The sequence below is a fragment of the Pseudomonas sp. WC1 genome (assembly GCF_050586565.1).
Classification (GTDB): Bacteria; Pseudomonadota; Gammaproteobacteria; order Pseudomonadales; family Pseudomonadaceae; genus Aquipseudomonas.
The window spans coordinates 78,998-96,838 of sequence record NZ_JBOBDQ010000019.1; the positions used below are offsets into that span (position 1 = coordinate 78,998).

Consider the following 17,841-nt stretch of genomic DNA (forward strand, 5'->3'; position numbering starts at 1 on the left):
GCCATGCACAAGCAAGCACTTATCCAATACCTGCTGCTGCTCGGCGACAGCGCCCTGGTTCAGGGCCAGCGCCTGTGCGAGTGGTGCGGCAAGGCGCCGGCGCTGGAAGAAGAACTGGCACTGATGAACGTCGGCCTCGACCTGGTGGGCCAGGCGCGCAACTGGCTGGACTACGCCGCCGAGCTGCTGGACGACGGCCGCGACGCCGATGCCCTGGTGTTCCGTCGCGACGAACGCGCCTACCGCAACCTGCTGCTGGTCGAGCAACCCAACGGCGACTACGCCGTGACCCTGCTCAAGCAGTTCCTGTACGACGCCTGGCACCACACCACGCTTGAAGCGCTCAGCGCCTCGCGCGATGAACGCATCGCCGGCATCGCCGCCAAGGCCCTGAAAGAAGTCACCTATCACCTGCGCCGCTCCGGCGAATGGGTACAGCGCCTGGGGGGCGGCACGGAAGAAAGCCGCCGACGCATGCTCGAAGCCATCCCGGCCTTGTGGCGCTTCACGGTCGAACTGAGCGTGGCCAACGACGGCGAAGTCCAGCTGGCCAAAGCCGGTATCGGCGCCGACCCGGCGCAGATCGCCCAGCATTGGCTGAACACCGTCACGGCCATCTTCGCCTCGGTCGATCTGCCCCTGCCCAAGGCCGCCAGCCACTTCTACCTGGACGGGCGCAAGGGCCTGCACACCGAACACCTCGGCCTGCTGCTGGCTGAAATGCAGTTCCTGCCGCGAGCCTACCCCGATGCAACCTGGTGAGCTGATCGCTGGCGACCGGGGCGCCAGGGACTTGCGCGACGGCGACCTGAGCCGGGCCTGGGCGGTGCTGGCCGAGGTGATGGACCCGGAAGTACCGGTGGTCAGCGTGGTCGACTTAGGTGTTGTGCGCGACCTCGACTGGCGCGCCGGCCACCTGCACCTGGTGGTCACCCCGACCTACTCCGGCTGCCCGGCCACCGAGGTGATCGAGAGTGACATTCGCCAGGCCCTGGAACAGGCCGGATTCGCGGAGCCGGCGCTGGAGCGTCGTCTCACCCCGGCGTGGAGCACCGACTGGATCAGTGCGCAAGGCCGTGAGCGGCTGCGCGCCTACGGTATCGCCCCACCCGAGGGCCGCGCCAACCTGCGTGGTGCGGCACCCAGCGTGTGTTGCCCGCAGTGCGGCAGCGCCGATACCGAACTGCTCAGCCAGTTCGGTTCCACCGCCTGCAAGGCCCTGTACCGCTGCCGCGCCTGCCTGGAACCGTTCGACTATTTCAAATGCCTTTGAGCCGTGGAGAACGCCATGAGCCAGTTTCACAGCCTGACCATCAAGCAAGTGCGCCAGGAGACCCGGGACGCGGTGTCCATCGCCTTCGACGTGCCCGCGCACCTGCGCGATGAGTTCCGTTTCACCCAGGGCCAGTACCTGGTCATGCGCACCCACCTGGATGACGAAGAGGTGCGCCGCTCCTACTCGATCTGCAGCGCGGTGCAGGACGACGAGCTGCGGGTCGCCGTCAAGCGCGTGCCGGGCGGTCGTTTCTCGGCCTTTGCCAACGAAATGCTCAAGGCCGGCCAGCAGCTCGAAGTGATGCCGCCCTCGGGCAGCTTCTTCGTGCCGCTGGAACCGACGCGCCGGGGCAACTACCTGGGCGTGGCCGCCGGCAGCGGCATCACTCCGATCCTGTCGCTGGTCGCCACCACGCTGGCCACTGAACCCAACAGCCGCTTCACCTTGCTGTACGGCAACCGCGCCAGCAACAGCGCGCTGTTCCGCGACCGCCTCGAGGACCTGAAGAACCGGTACCTCGAGCGCCTCAACCTGATTTTCGTGTTCAGCCGCGAGCAACAGGACGTCGACCTGTACAACGGCCGCATCGACGCCGACAAGTGCGGCCAGCTGTTCTCCCGCTGGCTCGACGTGGCCTCTCTCGATGCTGCCTTCATCTGCGGCCCCCAGGCCATGACCGAAACCGTGCGCGACAGCCTGCAGGCCAACGGCATGGACAAGGCGCGCATCCACTATGAACTGTTCGCCGCCGCCGGCAGCGAAGCTCGCCGCGAGGCCCGTGAAGCGGCCCGCGAGCTGGATTCGGCGGTCAGCCAGGTGACCGTGATCAGCGATGGCCGCGCCCTGGCCTTCGACCTGCCGCGCAACACCCACAGCGTGCTCGACGCCGGCAACGCCATCGGCGCCGAGCTGCCGTACTCGTGCAAGGCCGGGGTGTGCTCGACCTGCAAGTGCAAGGTGATCGAGGGCGAGGTGGAGATGGACAGCAACCATGCCCTGGAAGACTACGAAGTGGCCGCCGGATATGTGCTGTCGTGCCAGACCTACCCGTTGAGCGACAAGGTGGTGCTGGACTTCGATCAGCTTTGAGACCGCATTGCCTTCATCGCTGGCAAGCCAGCTCCCACAAGCGCTGGCTTGCCAGCAATGAAGCCCTCGGCAACACACGCGTGACCTGAAAAAACAATTACAACAGCCAGAGAGAACGCTCCCATGACACCCGAACACCTTGAAACCATCAGCAAGCACCCCGCCTTCGTGCAACTGATCAAGCGCAAGCGCCGCCTCAACGGCTCACTGACCCTGACCATGCTCGCCGCCTACTACGGCTTCGTCCTGCTGGTGGCCTTCGCCCCCGGCGTGCTCGGCCAGTCCCTCAGCGGCGGCGTGACCAGCGTCGGCATGCTGGTTGGAGTGCTCATGGTGCTGCTGTCCTTTGCCCTCACCGGCATCTACATGCACCGCGCCAACCGCGTCATCGACCCGCTCAACGAAGTGGTCAAGCAGGAGTGCGCGCGATGAACTGGACCGCCATCTCGATGTTCCTGGTGTTCGTCTGCTTCACCTTGCTGGTGACTCGCTGGGCCGCCCTGCGCACCCGCTCGGCCAGCGACTTCTACACCGCCGGCGGCGGCCTCACCGGCATGCAGAACGGCCTGGCGATCGCCGGCGACATGATCAGCGCCGCGTCCTTCCTGGGCATCTCGGCGATGATGTTCATGAACGGCTACGACGGCCTGCTGTATGCCCTGGGCGTGCTGGCCGGCTGGCCGATCATCCTGTTCCTGATCGCCGAACGCCTGCGCAACCTGGGCAAGTACACCTTCGCCGACGTGGTCTCCTACCGCCTGGCCCAGGCTCCGGTGCGCCTGACCTCGGCCTTCGGCACCCTGGCCGTGGCGCTGATGTACCTGGTGGCGCAGATGGTCGGCGCCGGCAAGCTGATCGAGCTGCTGTTCGGCATCAGCTACCTGTACGCGGTGATGCTGGTGGGTGCGCTGATGGTGCTGTACGTCACCTTCGGCGGCATGCTCGCCACCACCTGGGTGCAGATCATCAAGGCGGTGATGCTGCTCTGCGGCACGACCTTCATGGCATTCATGGTGCTCAGGCATTTCGGCTTCAGCACCGAGGCGATGTTCGCCAGCGCCGTGGCCGTGCACGCCAAGGGCCAGGCGATCATGGCGCCGGGCGCGCTGCTGTCCAATCCGGTGGACGCCATTTCCCTGGGCCTGGGCATGATGTTCGGCACTGCCGGCCTGCCGCATATCCTCATGCGCTTCTTCACCGTCAGCGACGCCAAGGAAGCGCGCAAGAGCGTGTTCTACGCCACCGGTTTCATCGGCTACTTCTATTTGCTGCTGATCGTCATCGGCTTCGGCGCCATCGTCATGGTCGGCACCGAGCCGTCCTACCGCGACGCCACGGGGGCGATCATCGGCGGCGGCAACATGGTCGCGGTGCACCTGGCCCAGGCGGTGGGCGGCAACCTGTTCCTCGGATTCATCTCGGCGGTGGCCTTCGCCACCATTCTCGCCGTGGTCGCGGGCCTTGCGCTGTCCGGCGCCTCGGCGGTGTCCCACGACCTGTACGCCTGCGTGGTGCGCAAGGGCCAGGCCAGCGAGCAGGAAGAGATGCGCGTGTCGCGCCTGGCCACCCTGGGGATCGGCCTGTTCGCGGTGCTGCTGGGGCTGCTGTTCGAGTCGCAGAACATCGCCTTCCTCTCCGGCCTGGTGTTGGCGGTGGCCGCCTCGGTCAACTTCCCGGTGCTGCTGCTCTCGATGTTCTGGAAGGGCCTGACCACCCGTGGCGCGGTGGGCGGCAGCCTGGCCGGGCTGGTCTCGGCGATCGTGCTGGTGGTGCTGGGCCCGGCGGTGTGGGTCAACGTGCTGCACAACAAACGGGCGCTGTTCCCCTACAGCAACCCGGCGCTGTTCTCCATGTCGCTGGCCTTCCTCGCGGCCTGGGCCTTCTCGGTTACCGACAGCTCGGAACAAGCGCGCGAAGAGCGTGGGCGCTACCTGGCCCAGTTCATCCGCTCCATGACCGGTATCGGCGCCGCCGGTGCCAGCAAGCACTGACCTCAAGAACAATAACAATGTCGGGTACAACAACAATGAACCGCACACACCTCAAGTCAGCCGCCTGGCTGGCCACCCTCGCCCTGCCGTTGCCGGCCATGGCGGACTTTATCGCTGACAGTCACGCCCGCCTCGAACTGCGCAACCACTACCTCAACCGTGACTTCCGCCAGGGCAACGCCCCGCAGAGCAAGGCCGAGGAATGGGGCCAGGGCTTCACCGCCCGCTTCGAATCGGGTTTCACCGAGGGGCCGGTTGGTGTCGGGGTGGACGCCATGGGCCAACTGGGCATCAAGCTCGACTCCAGCCGCGACCGACGCAACACCGGCCTGCTGCCCTACGGGCCGAACAGCCTGGAGCCGGTGGATGACTACAGCGAGCTGGGCCTGACCGCCAAGCTGCGGGTCTCCAAGAGCACCCTGCGCCTGGGCACGCTGCAACCGATCCTGCCGGTGGTGGTGTACAACGATACCCGCCTGCTGGCCTCGACCTTCCAGGGCGGCCTGCTGACCAGCCAGGAACTAGACGGCCTGACCTTCAACGGCGGCCGCCTGACCAAGGCCAACCTGCGCGACTCGTCCGGGCGCGATGATATCGGCTACGGCGCCGCCAGCAGCGACCACTTCGACTTCGGCGGCGGCAGCTACGCCATCACTCCGCAGGCCAGCGTCAGCTACTACTACGCCAAGCTCGAGGACATCTACCGCCAGCAATACGTCGGTTTTCTGCATACCCAACCCTTGGCCGAGGGCGTCAGCCTGCGCAGCGACCTGCGCTACTTCGACAGCCGCGGCGACGGCGCCGAGCGCGCGGGCAAGATCGACAACCGCAACTTCAACGCCATGTTCACCCTGGGCGTGAAGGCCCACAAGTTCACCGCCACCTGGCAGCAGATGTCCGGCGACAGCGCCTTCCCGTTCCTCAACGGCGGCGATCCGTACACCGTCAACCTGGTCACCTACAACACCTTCACCCGCGCTGGGCTCGACTCCTGGCAGCTGCGCTACGACTACGACTTCGTGGCCATGGGCATCCCCGGGCTGAGCTTCATGACCCGCTACACAGACGGCCGCCACGCCGAAACCACCACGGTCAACAATGGCCGCGAGCGTGAACGCGACACCGACATCACCTACGTGATCCAGAGCGGTCCGTTCAAGGACGTCAGCCTGCGCTGGCGCAACGTTACCTTCCGCTCCGGCAATGGCCTGACCAATGCCGTGGACGAAAATCGCCTGATCATCGGCTACACCCTGGCGCTCTGGTAAGCGCGCCCTTCAAAGGAGAACAGCATGTCCGCCGCCACTACCCTGCAAAGCTTCATCGCCGGCCGCTGGATCGGCCAGCACGGCGCCCAGGCCCTGCGCAGCGCCCTCGACGGTCACGTTCTGGCCTACAGCCACGAGGAACGCCCGGACTTCGCCGAGGCCGTGGACTTTGCCCGCGCCCAGGGCCTGAAGCAGCTACTGGCCATGGATTTCCAGCAGCGCGCCGCCCGCCTCAAGGCCCTGGCGCTGTACCTGGCCGAGCGCAAGGAGCAGCTCTACGCCCTGTCCCATCACAGCGGCGCCACCCGCGCCGACAGCTGGATCGACATCGAAGGCGGCAACGCCACGCTGTTCGCCTATTCGAGCATGGGCCGGCGCGAGCTGCCGTCGGGCAACCTGGTGCATGAAGGCCCGGCGATCCCCCTGGGCAAGCAAGGCCATTTCGCCGGCAGCCATATCCTGGTGCCGCGTGCGGGCGTGGCCGTGCATATCAACGCCTTCAACTTCCCGATCTGGGGGATGCTGGAGAAATTCGCCCCGACCTTTCTGGCCGGCATGCCGTGCATCGTCAAGCCTGCCACGTCCACCAGCTACCTGACCGAGGCCGTGGTACGCCTGATGAACGAGTCGGGCCTGCTGCCGGCCGGCAGCCTGCAACTGGTGATCGGCAGCACCGGTGACCTGCTCGAGCGCCTGCAGGGGCAGGACGTGGTGACTTTCACCGGCTCCGCCGACACCGCAGCTAAGCTGCGCGTCACCCCGAACCTGATCCGCAACTCGGTGCCCTTCACCGCCGAGGCCGACTCGCTGAACTGCGCCATCCTTGGCCCGGACGTGAGCCCTGACAGCGAGGAGTTCGAGCTGTACATCAAGGAAGTGGCGCGGGAAATGACCACCAAGGCCGGGCAGAAATGCACGGCGATCCGCCGCGCCATCGTCCCCGCCAGGCACATCGACGCGGTGGCCACTCGCCTGCGCGAACGGCTGCGCAAGGTAGTGGTGGGCGATCCTTCGGTGGAGGGCGTGCGCATGGGGGCGCTGGCCTCCCATGACCAGCAGCGTGATGTCGCCGAGCGCGTGCGCCAGTTGCTGGCCACCTGCGAGCAGTTGCTGGGCGCCAGTGACGGTTTCACCCCGGTCGGCGATGGCGTGGCCGAGGGGGCATTCTGCGCCCCGACCCTGCTGCTGGCCCGCGACCCGCATGCCGAGGGCGGTGCCCATGATATCGAAGCGTTCGGCCCGGTCAGCACGCTGATGGCCTACGACGACCTCGACGAGGCCTTGGCCCTGGCCGCCCGCGGCAAGGGCAGCCTGGTGGCGAGCCTGGTCACCGCCGACCGTGGCGTGGCGGCCAAGGCCATCCCGGTGGCTGCGGCCTGGCACGGGCGGCTGCTGGTACTCGACAGCGAGGCGGCCAAGGAATCCACCGGGCATGGCTCACCGTTGCCACAGCTCAAGCACGGCGGCCCCGGCCGTGCCGGCGGCGGCGAGGAGCTGGGCGGCCTGCGCGCGGTCAAGCACTACCTGCAGCGAGCCGCGGTGCAAGGCTCGCCGAGCATGCTGATGGCGGTGACCGGCGAGTACGTGCGCGGGGCCGAGGTGATCGAAACCGAGGTGCACCCGTTCCGCCGCCATTTCGATGACTTGCGCATCGGCGAGTCGCTGCTGACCCACCGGCGCACAGTGACCGAGGCCGACCTGGTCAACTTCGGCTGCCTGTCGGGCGATCACTTCTACATGCACTTCGACGAGATCGCCGCCAAACAGTCGCAGTTCGGCAAGCGCATCGCCCACGGCTACTTCGTGCTGTCGGCGGCCGCCGGATTGTTCGTCAGCCCCGGCGAAGGGCCGGTGCTGGCCAACTACGGGCTGGACACGCTGCGCTTCATCACCCCGGTGGGCATCGGCGACACCATCCAGGCGCGCCTGACCTGCAAGCGCAAGATCGACCAGGGCAAGACCAGCCCTCAGGGGCAGGCGCAAGGCGTGGTGGCCTGGGATGTGGAAGTGACCAACCAGTTGGGTGAGCTGGTGGCCAGTTATGACATTCTGACCTTGGTGCTCAAGCGCTGACTGCGAGTGGGCGGCGAGATGCCTGCATGCAGTCAGATGGCAGGCATCCCGCAACCCAATCAAGGCAAAATGCCACCTCGCACATCCGCCCTACATCGCGCAACGTTTCCCTGGCGCTATAGTCGGTCCAGCGTCCCACCGCCAGCCCCCTTCCTGGCGGCGCGGGCGCCGTACCGAGAACAATGCCAAGGAAGCAACGCAATGATCCTCAAGTCCTTCCCCTTCAAGTCCCTCGTCCTGCTCAGCGCCCTTGCCGCCGTGGCCGGCTGCCAGACCGCCAGCCCCAGTGCCGACACCCTCAAGCAACGCACCGAGGTCACCTTGGGCGTGCCCGTGAGCAAGGTCAGCAACCTGCGCAGCGACTCCAACACCACCTACTTCACCGCCAGCACCAGCAAGGGCCAGTACGACTGCCAGGTGCCCAGCGGCGGCCTGGTGGCCGTGGCCGGCATGGGTATCTACACGCCATCCCCCACCTGCTGGAAAGAAGGCCAGGCGCCGGTCTTCCAGTGAGGGTCGAGGGCGCCGGCCTAGACGACCGGCGCCGCCACGCTCTCACGCAAACCCCGCAGGGCCGCACGCAGCTCCGCCGGGCGCACCGGCTTGGCCAGTACCGCGATACCCCGTGCCTGCAGGGCGCCCTGCAGCCTGTCGAGATCATGGCCCGTCATGATCAGCGCCGGCACTTCGGCGCCGCGTTGCGCGCGCAACTGGTCGATGCAGTCGATGCCGGTGGCCTGCGGGCCGAGGTCGTAGTCGGCAACGATCACATCGCAGTCACTGGCCAGGCCAAAGGGCGAGCTCTCGGCCTGCACCTCGCACCCCCAGCGTTGCAGCAGGGCACTGGTGGCCTGCAGGACGTTGTGGTCATCCTCCACCAGGCACACCCGCAAACCGGTGAGCATGCCTGCCTGCACGGCCTGGTCGGCAACGGCCCGTGGCACTTGTGCCGGCACCTTGGGCAGCCCTTGCAAGGTCAGCGTGGTGCCATGTCCCTGGCGCGAGCGCAGGCTGACCGCCAAACCCATCAGTTGCCCCAGGCGCTTGACGATGGCCAGCCCCAGGCCGACGCCCTCGACGTCCTTGTCACGCGCCTCGCGCACCCGGTAGAACTCTTCGAACACGCGGCCCTGGTGCTCTTCGGCAATGCCCCGGCCCTGGTCGCAGACGACGATGGCCAGGCCCTCGCCGCGTGGCCGCACGCCGATCAGCAACGGGCGCCCGGCGGCATACTTGAAGCTGTTCGACAGCACGTTCTGCACCATGGTCGCGAGCATCCCCGGGTCGGCGCGTGTCCAGTGGCGGCTGGGCACCAGGCGCATCTCGACCCCGGCCCAGCGCGCCGCCTCACTGTTCTGGCGCAACAACTCGCGCAGGAAACCATCCACGGCGAAGGTTTCCCACTTGGGCTGCACCCGGCCGTTGTCCAGGGTGTACAGGTCGAGGATCGAACGGAACAACTGCGAAACGTTGAGCAGCGAGCGATCAATGCTGTCCACCAGGCGCCGCTCCTCCTCGCCCAGCCGCGCTTCGCGCAGGCAGGCGGTGAACAGGCCGATGGAGTGGATCGGCTGGCGCAGGTCGTGACTGGCCTGGGCCAGGAAGCGCGATTTCTCGCGGGTCGCCGCCTCGGCCAGGGCTGTGGCCTTGCGCGTGCGCTCCAGCAGCAGGTGGGCATAGAACGGAATCAGGGTGCTGGTGGTCAGCAGCATCGGCAGCAGGAACGGCTGTTCCTGCCAATAGGGGGTCAGTTGCCACACCACAACCAGCGCGGCCAGGGCCAGCACGGTGGCGATGGCCAGGTAGCGCGAGCCGAAGCGCATGCCGTTGCCCAGGTTGATCCAGACCATCACTGCATACAGCGGCAGTGCGGTTTCACCGCCAACCACCAGGCCGAAACTGGTGCCGGTGTAATCGCCCAGCATGCCGAAGATGCGCCGCGCCGGGTAGTGTCCCGGCCAACGCTTGATCGCCTGGCGCATGCCGATCGACACCACCACGAACCCCGCGTAGTAGAGCAGCACCGGCAGGTAGGTGGCGGGCGAGCGGCCCGGCAGGAAACCCAGCAACGCCACGTAGGTGATCGCACAAGAGGCGACGATGATGCGCAGGTTGGCCTGGTCCAGCTCGTTGTTCTTCTCGAACTTCATGGGTAACGTCCTTGTGCGCCAGTCGGCATTTGCGGCACGCTGCGTGGGAAAAAACCGCAGGTGACTGCTAAATTAGCATGTGTCGGCTGACAGGGAGTTCCACGACGTGAGTTGCCGCATCATCGTGGCGGATGACCATCCGCTGTTCAGGGAGGCCATGGTCAACACCGTACGGCGCATTCTGCCCGAGGCGCGCCTGGAGGAAGCTGGCAGCCTCGCTGACGTGCTCAGGCTGGCCGCCATGGGCGAGACGCCCGACACCCTGATCCTCGACCTGCGCTTCCCCGGCCTCACCTGCATCGGCCGCCTCGCCGAGCTGCGCCGACAATTGCAGCGCACCACGCTGATCGTTGTATCGATGGTCGACGACCCGCAGGTGATCTGCGAAGTCATGGCCGCCGGCGTCGATGGCTTCATCGGCAAGAGCGTCAGCCCCGAGGCGATCGGCGCCGCCATCCTTGCCATTCGCGACGGCGAAGTGGTGGTCGACTACGCCCCCAGCGGATTGTTACCGCATCTCGATGCCCCCAGCGAGCTGGAACAGCTCACTCACCGCCAACAGGACGTACTGCGCCTGATCGCCCAGGGCAAGACCAACAAGGAGATCGCCCGGGCGCTGGACATCTCGCCATTCACCGTGCGCATCCATGTGTCGTCGCTGCTCAAGACCCTCAATGTGCCGACCCGCACGGCCGCCGCGGTGAAATATTCCGGAAACTGAGCGACCGCTGGTCGGCGCACAGTGGCATGCAATCGACCCTTCAAGCGCTTTGCAACCTCCTAATCCATGAGGGTGGCGATGTTCACTCCTGTGTTCGGCCTGCCCGAGCGTGGGCCGTTTTTTCACGCTGAGGAGAGGATGACGACATGAGCACGAAACACTGGATGGGTGGTGGCGATGTGCAGAGCGACTGGCCGGAACTCGAGCCAGACCGACGCAACGATCAGGCCGACGACCCGGATGCCGACCCCGACCTGACCGAGGAAGAGAACCGTCCCGGGGTACCGGCCAGCGATCCGGAGTCAGGCACCTGAGTGTGCATGGCAGTGTGAGAGCGGGCCAGGCCCGCTCTCACACTGATGCGCATATCGACGATTGTCTGCAACCATCCGCGCCGGCTCACACCCGCCAGCGCACTTCGGTGATCCCATGCCGTTCGGCCATGGGCCGGCTGACTTTCTTGATGCGCTCGCGTCCGAACTTCGGAATGATCCCCAAACCCGCGTCGCAACTCGCCCAATGCCAGGCCTCGGCATTGTCCATGTGTTCCTGGCGGATGATGAAACGCCGTGGCTGACCATGCAGCAGGTATTCGATGGTAAACAACTGGGGACTTGGCATTGACGCAGGCCCTCCTCTTCTCCATGGATGACTTTCTGACAGATCACGTTGTTCCATGAAAATTCAAAAAATGTCCGACAACAGCAAGAGAGGGCCCGCAAGGTTACGAACCGCTGGCGTTCCCGTGGCTGTTGCGGCCACCTTTGCGACCGGCCTCGGAGGCGCGGGCGCGGTCATTGGCGAAGTTGCCGCCAGAGTTGCGGCCGCCCTTCTGGCCCGCCCGGGAGGCCCTTTCACGATCGTTGGCGAAGTTGCCGGGATTGGTCTGCTTGGTGCCGCCGCGTTGTCCGGTCTGATCCTGGTCACGAGCCATGACGTTTCTCCTTTACGCTAGGTTGGACGTGCCGCGCGAAGATGCCGTGCACTCAATTACGAACAGGGGCGCAGGCCAACGACTCATTTGGTGTGCCAGGGTTCTGACCGACGGCACTTATCCGCCAGGCCAAGCACGAAGGAGACGCCCCATGCACCACGCTTGCCGGCAACTGGCCCTCGGACACTTGCCCTGGGGAACCTGCGCTAGGCCCCGGCCATCGCCCTGACCGGCTGCGGGGCCAGTGCCGCCACGGCTCAGGCATGGACGCTCCACTGTACGGCATCGGCCTCGATCGGCAGCTCGTCCACGGCCTGGATCATCCCGCAGGTGAGCGCTTCCTGGGGCCCCAGGATTCGCGGATAGGCCATCAGGTAGCGCGGCACATCGAGCCGCTCGCTCGCACCCTCGGTGCGCTCGGCGACGATCTGCGCATACAGGCGCAGGTCATAGTCCAGGCTCATGGCGTACTCGGCCATCCGTGCATGGTCCACCGAGCCATGCAGGGTCCAGTGAAACGGGTGGAACAGAAACTTGCTGAAGGCGCAGGCGGTGCGGTGACTGCCTGCCAGGAACAGGATGTTGCCCATCGATTCGACCGTGCCCAGGTTGTGGGTGTGCACCGGCACCGGCAGTGAGCGCAGGAAGTTGTACAGGGTGAAACCGTAGCTGCATTCGCCGCCCATGGTGGCGATGTTGATCTGCAGCACCTCTGCGCCCTGCTGCAACGCCTTGGAACAGGTGTTGATGAGGTTGCCGCAGGTCGCGGAATTGATCGGGCCGGTGTAGTGGATGATGTGTCTGGCCATGCCGTCCTCCAGGGTCAGTCAGGGGTGCCCTTGGCCGGTGCATTGTTGCCCGGCGCCGCTTGGTCGTGCTCGCCCAGTTGCTGGTACTGCTTGCGCAGCGCATGCAGTTCGGCCGGCCCCATGTCCTCGAGGTCGAGCAGGGCCTTGTGCGCCCGCTGGGTGGTGCGCAGCAGTTCGTCGACCTTGATGTGCAGTTCGTCGTTGTCGCGGTTCTGGGTGTTCTGGATCAGGAACACCATGAGGAAGGTGATGATGGTGGTCGAGGTGTTGATCACCAGTTGCCAAGTGTCGTTGAAATCGAACAGCGGTCCGCTCACGCCCCAAAGGATGATCAGTAGCAATGCCACGGCAAAGGTCAGTGGACGTCCGCTGCGGTTGGCCAGCCATTGGGCGAAACGATCGAATTTCATGGCTAGCGCTCCTTCAGGCCGGCTGCCGGGTTTCTCCGGGCAGGCCCTCGATGTCAGGGTCGTCCGGGAGCACCTCGGGTTCTTCGTCGTCTGCCTCGGTCGGTGCTGGCGGCGCCTGCACTTCCCCCGGTTCTGTCTCGCTGTTCATCGGCATTTCCTCCATTGGCTGCTTCCCTCTGCGGTGGAGGGCCGCAAGGCAGGTAAAGTTCCGGGTTTTGCGTCACTGGCCACTCGTCATTCCCGCTGAACCCTGACGCCGCGATGCCGGTCGCTAGTCAAGAGTGCACGAACGAAAGGGAGCCCTCGTGAGCGAGATCCGCATTGGTATTTCCGGTTGGCGCTATGGCCCATGGCGCAAGGACTTCTACCCCAAGGGTCTGCGCCAGGACGATGAGCTGGCATTCGCCTCTCGGGCGGTGAATAGCATCGAGATCAATGGCTCGTTCTACGCGTTGCAGACACCCGAGCGCTACCGCCAGTGGCGCGATGAAACACCTGAAGGATTCGTCTTCTCGGTCAAGGCGCCGCGCTACATCACCCATGTGCGACGGCTGCGCGACATCGACGAGCCGCTGGCCAATTTCTTTGCCTCCGGGCCATTGCTGCTGGGCGACAAGCTGGGGCCGTTCCTCTGGCAGTTTCCCCCGAGCATGAAGTTCGACGCCCAGCGCTTCAGCGCTTTCCTCGACCTGCTGCCCCGCGATCGCAAGGCTGCGCGCGCCTGTGCCCGGCACGCGGCCGAACGCCTGCAGGACAATGGTGGTACTGCCATCCGTGGCAATGCGCACTTGCGCCATGCCGTGGAGATCCGCCATCCGAGCTTCCTCTGCGACACCTTCATCAACTTGCTGCGCAAGCACAAGGTCGCGCTGGTGGTCGCCGACAGTGCCGGCAAATGGCCCTGTGTCGAGGAAGTCACGGCCGATTTCGTCTACCTGCGCCTGCATGGCGATGTCGAGCTCTACAGCAGCGGGTACACCGCCAGCGCGCTGCGTCGCTGGCGCCTGCGCATCCAGGCCTGGGCCGCGGGCGGCCAGCCGGAGGATGCCCAGCGCGTCATCCGTCGTGCCCCGGTCAAGCGCGCCTCGCGTGACGTGTACTGCTACTTCGACAACGACCAGAAGGTGCATGCCCCCTACGATGCGCGTCGCCTGCTGGGCAAGCTTGGCCTGGACGGCGAACTGGTGACCGAGCCCGGCGTCGAGCCGCAGGAGTCACTATGAACGGCACCCTACCCGCCCCCGACCGCATCATCGACAAGGTCACGGCCGTGCACCGTCTGACAGTGCTGACCCTCAACGTGCACAAGGGTTTCACCCTGTTCAACCGCCGCTTCATCCTGCCGGAGCTGCGCGAGGCGGTGCGCGCCACCGGCGCCGACCTGGTGTTCCTGCAGGAAGTGCATGGCAGCCACCAACGGCATGCCGAGCGCCATCCGGCCTGGCCGCAGACCCCGCAGTACGAATTTCTTGCCGACAGCATGTGGCCGCAGTTCGCCTACGGACGTAATGCGGTCTACCCCCATGGCGACCATGGCAACGCGCTGCTGTCCAAGTTCCCGATCCGCGCCTATGACAATCTTGACGTGTCGATTCACGGCAATGAAGAGCGCGGCTTGTTGCACTGCCAGCTTGAAGTGCCCGGTCATGAGCAGGTGCACGCGATCTGTGTGCACCTGGGCCTGCGCGAGGACCACCGCCAGCGTCAGGTCGACCTGCTGCTGACCTTGCTCGAGCGCCTGCCACCGGACGATCCGGTCATTGTCGCCGGCGACTTCAACGACTGGCGGCTGAAGGCCGATGCGCGGCTGTCGGTGTCGCTGGTCGAAGCCTTCGGCAGGCCGGCGCGCAGCTTTCCCGCGCGCCTGCCGCTGCTGCGCCTGGACCGCATCTACCTGCGCAATGCCCAGGCGTGCGAGGCACGGGTGTTGTCCAGGTACCCGTGGTCCCACCTTTCCGACCATGCCCCGCTGGTAGCGCAGGTGACGCTATGAAGCAGACCTGGAGCGATGGCAACCACGTCGAACTGCTGATCAATGGCGAGCAGTACTACCCGCGCGTGTTCGAGGCGATCGCCCAAGCGCGGGAGGAGATCCTCCTGGAAACGTTCATCATCTACGACGACAAGGTCGGCCAGCCGCTGCGCCTGGCGCTTATCGACGCGGCGCGGCGCGGCGTGCGGGTGGAAGTGGCGGTTGACGGCTACGGCACCGCCGACCTGCCTGACGGGTTCATTGCCTCGATGACCGAGGCCGGGGTGCGCTTCCATGCATTCGACCCGCAGCCGCGTCTGGCCGGCATGCGCACCAACCTGTTCCGGCGTCTGCACCGCAAGATCCTGGTGATCGACGGCCAGCGCGCGTTCATTGGCGGTATCAACTACAGTGCCGATCATCTCGGCGACTTCGGCCCGCAGGCCAAGCAGGACTACGCCGTGGAAGTCACAGGCCCGGTAGTGGCCCAGGTGCACGCCTCCAGCTGCCGGATGCTCGCCCCCGCGCTGGGTGACCCAAGCGCGGTCGTGCCGGGCGGTGACGTCGCAGGTTCGGCCAGCGCCGTACTGGTGGAACGCGACAACCGCCGCCATCGCACCGACATCGAGGTGTGCTACCTGCAAGTCTTCCGTGAAGCTCGGCAACGCATCGTCGTGGCCAACGCCTATTTCTTTCCCGGCTACCGCTTGCTGCGCGAGCTGCGCAATGCTGCCCGGCGCGGCGTTGCGGTGACCCTGATCCTCCAGGGGCAACCGGACATGCGTTGGGTACGCGCCCTGTCGCGGCTGCTCTACAACTACCTGTTGCGCGACAATGTGCAGATCCATGAGTACTGCCAGCGCCCGTTGCACGGCAAGGTGGCACTGGTGGACGACGAGTGGTCCACTGTGGGCTCGAGCAACCTCGACCCGCTGAGCCTGTCGTTCAACCTCGAAGCCAACCTGATGATCCGCGACCGCGCCTTCAACGATGGCCTGTACCGCCACCTGAGCGAACTGACCGCCGCGCATTGCAAGCGCGTGACCCTGGAACGCATGGTGCGTGGCTACTGGTGGCGCGCGCCGCTGATATTCCTGGGCTTTCACATCACCCGCTACTTCCCGCGCATCGCCGGCTGGTTCCCCGCGCACCGGCAGCGCCTGCAGTCGCTGCAGGCGGACAGCGAAGCGCCGGCGGACTTCAACGGGGGCAAGACCTGATGGCCAAGCCACGCTGGCAGACCTGGGGCATGCGCCTGCTCACCCTGCTGTTCCTGGTGCTGATCCCGGTGCTGCTGTTCACCCTGGCACGCAACCTGGACTGGAACGAGGTGCACGAGTCGCTGCTGGCCTATCGACCTTCCACCCTGGTCCTTGGCCTGTTGCTGGCCCTGTGCAGCTACCTGGTGTTCGCCAGCTACGACCTGCTCGCCCGCGCCTACACCGGTCACCGGTTGCCAGCCCGTCAGGTGCTGCCGGTGGCGTTTGTCTGCTACGCGTTCAATCTCAATTTCACCACCTGGGTCGGCGGCGTGGCACTGCGCTACCGCCTGTACAGCCGGCTGGGGCTGGACACCGCGACCATCACCCGCATCCTCACCCTGGGTCTGTTGACCAACTGGATGGGCTATTTGCTGCTGGCCGGCACGGTGTTCGCCCTGGGCCTGGTGAAGTTGCCGGCAAGCTGGGCGGTGGGGGCCGGCGGCTTGCGCCTGATCGGTGTGCTGATGGTGGCGGTCGCGGCGAGCTACCTGCTCGCCTGTGCATTTGCCAAGCGACGCACATGGCATCTGCGCGGGCATGAAGTGACCCTGCCGAGCCTGCGCCTGGCGTTGTGCCAAGTGGCGCTGGGCGCGAGCAACTGGGCGTTGATGGCGGCGCTGATCCACCTGCTGCTGCCGCCTGCGCTGTTCTATCCCTCGGTACTGGGGGTGTTGCTGATCAGTTGCGTGGCAGGGGTAGTGGCGCATATTCCTGCCGGGCTGGGGGTGCTGGAGGCGGTGTTCCTTGCCCTGCTGCACGGACAGTTGGGCCAGGGCACGCTGGTGGCCGCATTGCTGGGGTATCGGACGCTGTACTACCTGATCCCGCTGTTGCTGGCGGTGATTACCTACCTGATCCTGGAGAAGCGCGCCAAGGCCCTGCGCCGACAGGCCGAGCCAGCCCTGGACAAGCGCTGAGGGCCCCACGGGCCCGGGAGGTTCGTCATGCGGTTCATTGTGTGTGTGGCATTGTTGGGCTGCCTGCTCAGCGGGCAGGTGCTGGCCGAGGGCTGCGACGTGGTCACCCGCTCGTCCAGCGAGGCGGTCAAGCCGGTCCAGCAGCATACCTGCTACAGCTACGGCAACATGCCGGCTGAAGCGATCGCCTGGTCGTGCAGCAACGAGAGCAAGGAGATGCTCAACAGCCAGAAACGCAAGGTCGAGCGTTGCGCTGATGGCAGCGTGGGCAGCTGCATCGCCCCGCTGCCCCAGGAAACCCTGGCCAATCCTGATGCCGCAGGGCGCGGCGAGCCCTCGACACGGCCGGCCGTGCCCAAGGATGCGCGGATTATCACCTACTACTACGACACCCCAAGCCTGGGGCAGGCGCGCAGTGATTGCGAACGTAGCAATGGGATCTGGCAGACGCATTGACGCGAATGGCTGGGGCCGTTGCCGTTGCCGTTGCCGTTGCCGTTGCCGTTGCCGTTGCCGATAAAGAGTCTAACGCCTTGCCCAGCTAGCGACAGCTGCGTCAGCCCAGGCGCCGCCCGTAACTTCGCGACTTCAGGAGGCCGAACGCAGGCCTTGCGGAGGGAGGTGACGGGCATGGATGCCCGTCAAGCGCTGCGCCCCAGGATGGGGCGTTCAGCGCGGTCCTCCCGGGAGCAAGGCCGGAGAGAGGGGACCCGGAGCGAAGCGGAGGGCCGGATGAATGGAGCGCAGCGTTTTTTGGTTACTTTTTGTCGCGTTTGACAAAAAGTGACTCGCCGGGTGGCGAAAGGGTGAATAAGCGTCATTATAGCAAATGAATGCGCTTACAACTGTAAAAACCCACGCCAACCGCATTTGACTTTGACTTTGACTTTGACTTTGACTTTGACTTTGACTTACACAGCGTGTGTCTTGAAAGTTATACGCACATTCATTTGCTATGGTGACGCATAA

At 65.6% G+C, this 17,841-nt stretch carries 20 protein-coding genes and 1 pseudogene; 15 read left to right on the forward strand and 6 right to left on the reverse strand.

The genetic code is table 11. The features are described 5' to 3' along the window. Positions 1–3 precede the first annotated feature (3 nt). The 8 genes and pseudogenes from paaC to ACQ4OD_RS11480 all read left to right on the forward strand — a co-directional run bounded on the left by paaC (position 4) and on the right by ACQ4OD_RS11480 (position 8,210). A complete protein-coding gene (gene paaC, locus ACQ4OD_RS11445; RefSeq protein WP_430944318.1) occupies positions 4–762 on the forward strand; it encodes a 1,2-phenylacetyl-CoA epoxidase subunit PaaC in 759 nt (252 codons plus the stop codon). Beyond that, positions 749–1,273: a 1,2-phenylacetyl-CoA epoxidase subunit PaaD gene (gene paaD / locus ACQ4OD_RS11450; RefSeq protein WP_102682042.1), complete on the forward strand. Its 525-nt coding sequence runs from the start codon at positions 749–751 to the stop codon at positions 1,271–1,273. The genes paaC and paaD overlap by 14 nt, the downstream gene beginning before the upstream one ends. Before the next feature lie 15 nt (positions 1,274–1,288). Then, positions 1,289–2,365, forward strand: coding sequence for a 1,2-phenylacetyl-CoA epoxidase subunit PaaE (gene paaE, locus ACQ4OD_RS11455; RefSeq protein ID WP_198755399.1), 1,077 nt, complete (start codon positions 1,289–1,291; stop codon positions 2,363–2,365). A 123-nt stretch (positions 2,366–2,488) separates the two neighbouring features. After that, on the forward strand, positions 2,489–2,797 hold the full coding sequence (locus tag ACQ4OD_RS11460; RefSeq protein WP_258600894.1) for a DUF485 domain-containing protein: 309 nt from the start codon (positions 2,489–2,491) through the stop codon (positions 2,795–2,797). Continuing rightward, positions 2,788–4,356, forward strand: a pseudogene (locus ACQ4OD_RS11465) (cation acetate symporter); the annotation flags it as partial. The gene ACQ4OD_RS11460 and the pseudogene ACQ4OD_RS11465, both read left to right, overlap by 10 nt. 35 nt (positions 4,357–4,391) lie before the next feature. Further along, positions 4,392–5,624 (forward strand): OprD family porin, encoded by a 1,233-nt coding sequence (locus ACQ4OD_RS11470; protein WP_430944319.1) that lies wholly within the window; start codon positions 4,392–4,394, stop codon positions 5,622–5,624. A gap of 24 nt (positions 5,625–5,648) precedes the next feature. Further along, on the forward strand, positions 5,649–7,697 hold the full coding sequence (gene paaZ / locus ACQ4OD_RS11475; RefSeq protein ID WP_198755396.1) for a phenylacetic acid degradation bifunctional protein PaaZ: 2,049 nt from the start codon (positions 5,649–5,651) through the stop codon (positions 7,695–7,697). A gap of 201 nt (positions 7,698–7,898) precedes the next feature. Further along, positions 7,899–8,210 carry a hypothetical protein gene (locus tag ACQ4OD_RS11480; protein ID WP_102682048.1) on the forward strand — a complete coding sequence of 104 codons (312 nt, stop codon included), beginning with the start codon at positions 7,899–7,901 and terminating at the stop codon, positions 8,208–8,210. A gap of 17 nt (positions 8,211–8,227) precedes the next feature. Here ACQ4OD_RS11480 and ACQ4OD_RS11485 read toward each other — a convergent pair whose 3' ends face one another. Beyond that, on the reverse strand, positions 8,228–9,847 hold the full coding sequence (locus tag ACQ4OD_RS11485; RefSeq protein ID WP_258600888.1) for an ATP-binding response regulator: 1,620 nt from the start codon (positions 9,845–9,847) through the stop codon (positions 8,228–8,230). 106 nt (positions 9,848–9,953) lie between these two features. On the opposite strand from ACQ4OD_RS11485, the gene ACQ4OD_RS11490 reads away from it, so the two are divergent. Together ACQ4OD_RS11490 and ACQ4OD_RS11495 are read left to right on the forward strand one after the other, a co-directional pair. After that, the gene (locus ACQ4OD_RS11490) at positions 9,954–10,568 is read left to right on the forward strand and encodes a LuxR C-terminal-related transcriptional regulator (RefSeq protein ID WP_102682050.1); all 615 of its coding nucleotides are present in this window, start codon (positions 9,954–9,956) and stop codon (positions 10,566–10,568) included. A gap of 146 nt (positions 10,569–10,714) precedes the next feature. Then, positions 10,715–10,882, forward strand: coding sequence for a hypothetical protein (locus ACQ4OD_RS11495; protein ID WP_158247482.1), 168 nt, complete (start codon positions 10,715–10,717; stop codon positions 10,880–10,882). Between the two features lie 85 nt (positions 10,883–10,967). On the opposite strand, the gene ACQ4OD_RS11500 is transcribed toward ACQ4OD_RS11495, so the two are convergent. The 5 genes from ACQ4OD_RS11500 to ACQ4OD_RS11520 all read right to left on the reverse strand — a co-directional run bounded on the left by ACQ4OD_RS11500 (position 10,968) and on the right by ACQ4OD_RS11520 (position 12,869). Then, a complete protein-coding gene (locus ACQ4OD_RS11500; RefSeq protein ID WP_031316561.1) occupies positions 10,968–11,189 on the reverse strand; it encodes a DUF6555 family protein in 222 nt (73 codons plus the stop codon). A 103-nt stretch (positions 11,190–11,292) separates the two neighbouring features. Further along, positions 11,293–11,502: a general stress protein gene (locus ACQ4OD_RS11505; RefSeq protein ID WP_102682051.1), complete on the reverse strand. Its 210-nt coding sequence runs from the start codon at positions 11,500–11,502 to the stop codon at positions 11,293–11,295. Between the two features lie 257 nt (positions 11,503–11,759). Then, positions 11,760–12,311, reverse strand: coding sequence for an ATP-dependent Clp protease proteolytic subunit (locus ACQ4OD_RS11510; RefSeq protein WP_102682052.1), 552 nt, complete (start codon positions 12,309–12,311; stop codon positions 11,760–11,762). 14 nt (positions 12,312–12,325) lie between these two features. Continuing rightward, positions 12,326–12,721 (reverse strand): low affinity iron permease family protein, encoded by a 396-nt coding sequence (locus ACQ4OD_RS11515; protein WP_430944320.1) that lies wholly within the window; start codon positions 12,719–12,721, stop codon positions 12,326–12,328. A gap of 13 nt (positions 12,722–12,734) precedes the next feature. Then, entirely contained in the window at positions 12,735–12,869 is a 135-nt protein-coding gene (locus ACQ4OD_RS11520; protein WP_256591440.1) for a hypothetical protein, read from the reverse strand. A 157-nt stretch (positions 12,870–13,026) separates the two neighbouring features. Here ACQ4OD_RS11520 and ACQ4OD_RS11525 point away from each other — a divergent pair, with 157 nt between their 5' ends. Genes ACQ4OD_RS11525 through ACQ4OD_RS11545 form a run of 5 tightly spaced genes read left to right on the forward strand, consistent with a single transcriptional unit; the run spans position 13,027 to position 17,328 of the window. Further along, entirely contained in the window at positions 13,027–13,944 is a 918-nt protein-coding gene (locus ACQ4OD_RS11525) for a DUF72 domain-containing protein (protein WP_102682054.1), read from the forward strand. Then, positions 13,941–14,714 carry an endonuclease/exonuclease/phosphatase family protein gene (locus ACQ4OD_RS11530; RefSeq protein ID WP_110703282.1) on the forward strand — a complete coding sequence of 258 codons (774 nt, stop codon included), beginning with the start codon at positions 13,941–13,943 and terminating at the stop codon, positions 14,712–14,714. Before ACQ4OD_RS11525 ends, ACQ4OD_RS11530 begins: the two co-directional genes overlap by 4 nt. After that, positions 14,711–15,913: a cardiolipin synthase ClsB gene (clsB, locus tag ACQ4OD_RS11535; RefSeq protein WP_430944321.1), complete on the forward strand. Its 1,203-nt coding sequence runs from the start codon at positions 14,711–14,713 to the stop codon at positions 15,911–15,913. The genes ACQ4OD_RS11530 and clsB overlap by 4 nt, the downstream gene beginning before the upstream one ends. Next, complete coding sequence (locus ACQ4OD_RS11540; protein WP_430944322.1) at positions 15,913–16,872, forward strand: lysylphosphatidylglycerol synthase domain-containing protein; 960 nt, start codon at positions 15,913–15,915, stop codon at positions 16,870–16,872. The genes clsB and ACQ4OD_RS11540 overlap by 1 nt, the downstream gene beginning before the upstream one ends. Positions 16,873–16,899: 27 nt before the next feature. Next, positions 16,900–17,328: a hypothetical protein gene (locus ACQ4OD_RS11545; RefSeq protein ID WP_430944323.1), complete on the forward strand. Its 429-nt coding sequence runs from the start codon at positions 16,900–16,902 to the stop codon at positions 17,326–17,328. The last annotated feature ends 513 nt before the right edge of the window (positions 17,329–17,841 follow it).

Bases quoted from the DNA above. Each gene is read 5' to 3' on its own strand.
- paaC (WP_430944318.1), top strand. From the start codon at position 4: ATGCACAAGCAAGCACTTATCCAATACCTGCTGCTGCTCGGCGACAGC.
- paaD (WP_102682042.1), top strand. From the start codon at position 749: ATGCAACCTGGTGAGCTGATCGCTGGCGACCGGGGCGCCAGGGACTTG.
- paaE (WP_198755399.1), top strand. From the start codon at position 1,289: ATGAGCCAGTTTCACAGCCTGACCATCAAGCAAGTGCGCCAGGAGACC.
- ACQ4OD_RS11460 (WP_258600894.1), top strand. From the start codon at position 2,489: ATGACACCCGAACACCTTGAAACCATCAGCAAGCACCCCGCCTTCGTG.
- ACQ4OD_RS11470 (WP_430944319.1), top strand. From the start codon at position 4,392: ATGAACCGCACACACCTCAAGTCAGCCGCCTGGCTGGCCACCCTCGCC.
- paaZ (WP_198755396.1), top strand. From the start codon at position 5,649: ATGTCCGCCGCCACTACCCTGCAAAGCTTCATCGCCGGCCGCTGGATC.
- ACQ4OD_RS11480 (WP_102682048.1), top strand. From the start codon at position 7,899: ATGATCCTCAAGTCCTTCCCCTTCAAGTCCCTCGTCCTGCTCAGCGCC.
- ACQ4OD_RS11485 (WP_258600888.1), bottom strand. From the start codon at position 9,847: ATGAAGTTCGAGAAGAACAACGAGCTGGACCAGGCCAACCTGCGCATC.
- ACQ4OD_RS11495 (WP_158247482.1), top strand. From the start codon at position 10,715: ATGAGCACGAAACACTGGATGGGTGGTGGCGATGTGCAGAGCGACTGG.
- ACQ4OD_RS11500 (WP_031316561.1), bottom strand. From the start codon at position 11,189: ATGCCAAGTCCCCAGTTGTTTACCATCGAATACCTGCTGCATGGTCAG.
- ACQ4OD_RS11505 (WP_102682051.1), bottom strand. From the start codon at position 11,502: ATGGCTCGTGACCAGGATCAGACCGGACAACGCGGCGGCACCAAGCAG.
- ACQ4OD_RS11510 (WP_102682052.1), bottom strand. From the start codon at position 12,311: ATGGCCAGACACATCATCCACTACACCGGCCCGATCAATTCCGCGACC.
- ACQ4OD_RS11515 (WP_430944320.1), bottom strand. From the start codon at position 12,721: ATGAAATTCGATCGTTTCGCCCAATGGCTGGCCAACCGCAGCGGACGT.
- ACQ4OD_RS11520 (WP_256591440.1), bottom strand. From the start codon at position 12,869: ATGAACAGCGAGACAGAACCGGGGGAAGTGCAGGCGCCGCCAGCACCG.
- ACQ4OD_RS11530 (WP_110703282.1), top strand. From the start codon at position 13,941: ATGAACGGCACCCTACCCGCCCCCGACCGCATCATCGACAAGGTCACG.
- clsB (WP_430944321.1), top strand. From the start codon at position 14,711: ATGAAGCAGACCTGGAGCGATGGCAACCACGTCGAACTGCTGATCAAT.
- ACQ4OD_RS11540 (WP_430944322.1), top strand. From the start codon at position 15,913: ATGGCCAAGCCACGCTGGCAGACCTGGGGCATGCGCCTGCTCACCCTG.
- ACQ4OD_RS11545 (WP_430944323.1), top strand. From the start codon at position 16,900: ATGCGGTTCATTGTGTGTGTGGCATTGTTGGGCTGCCTGCTCAGCGGG.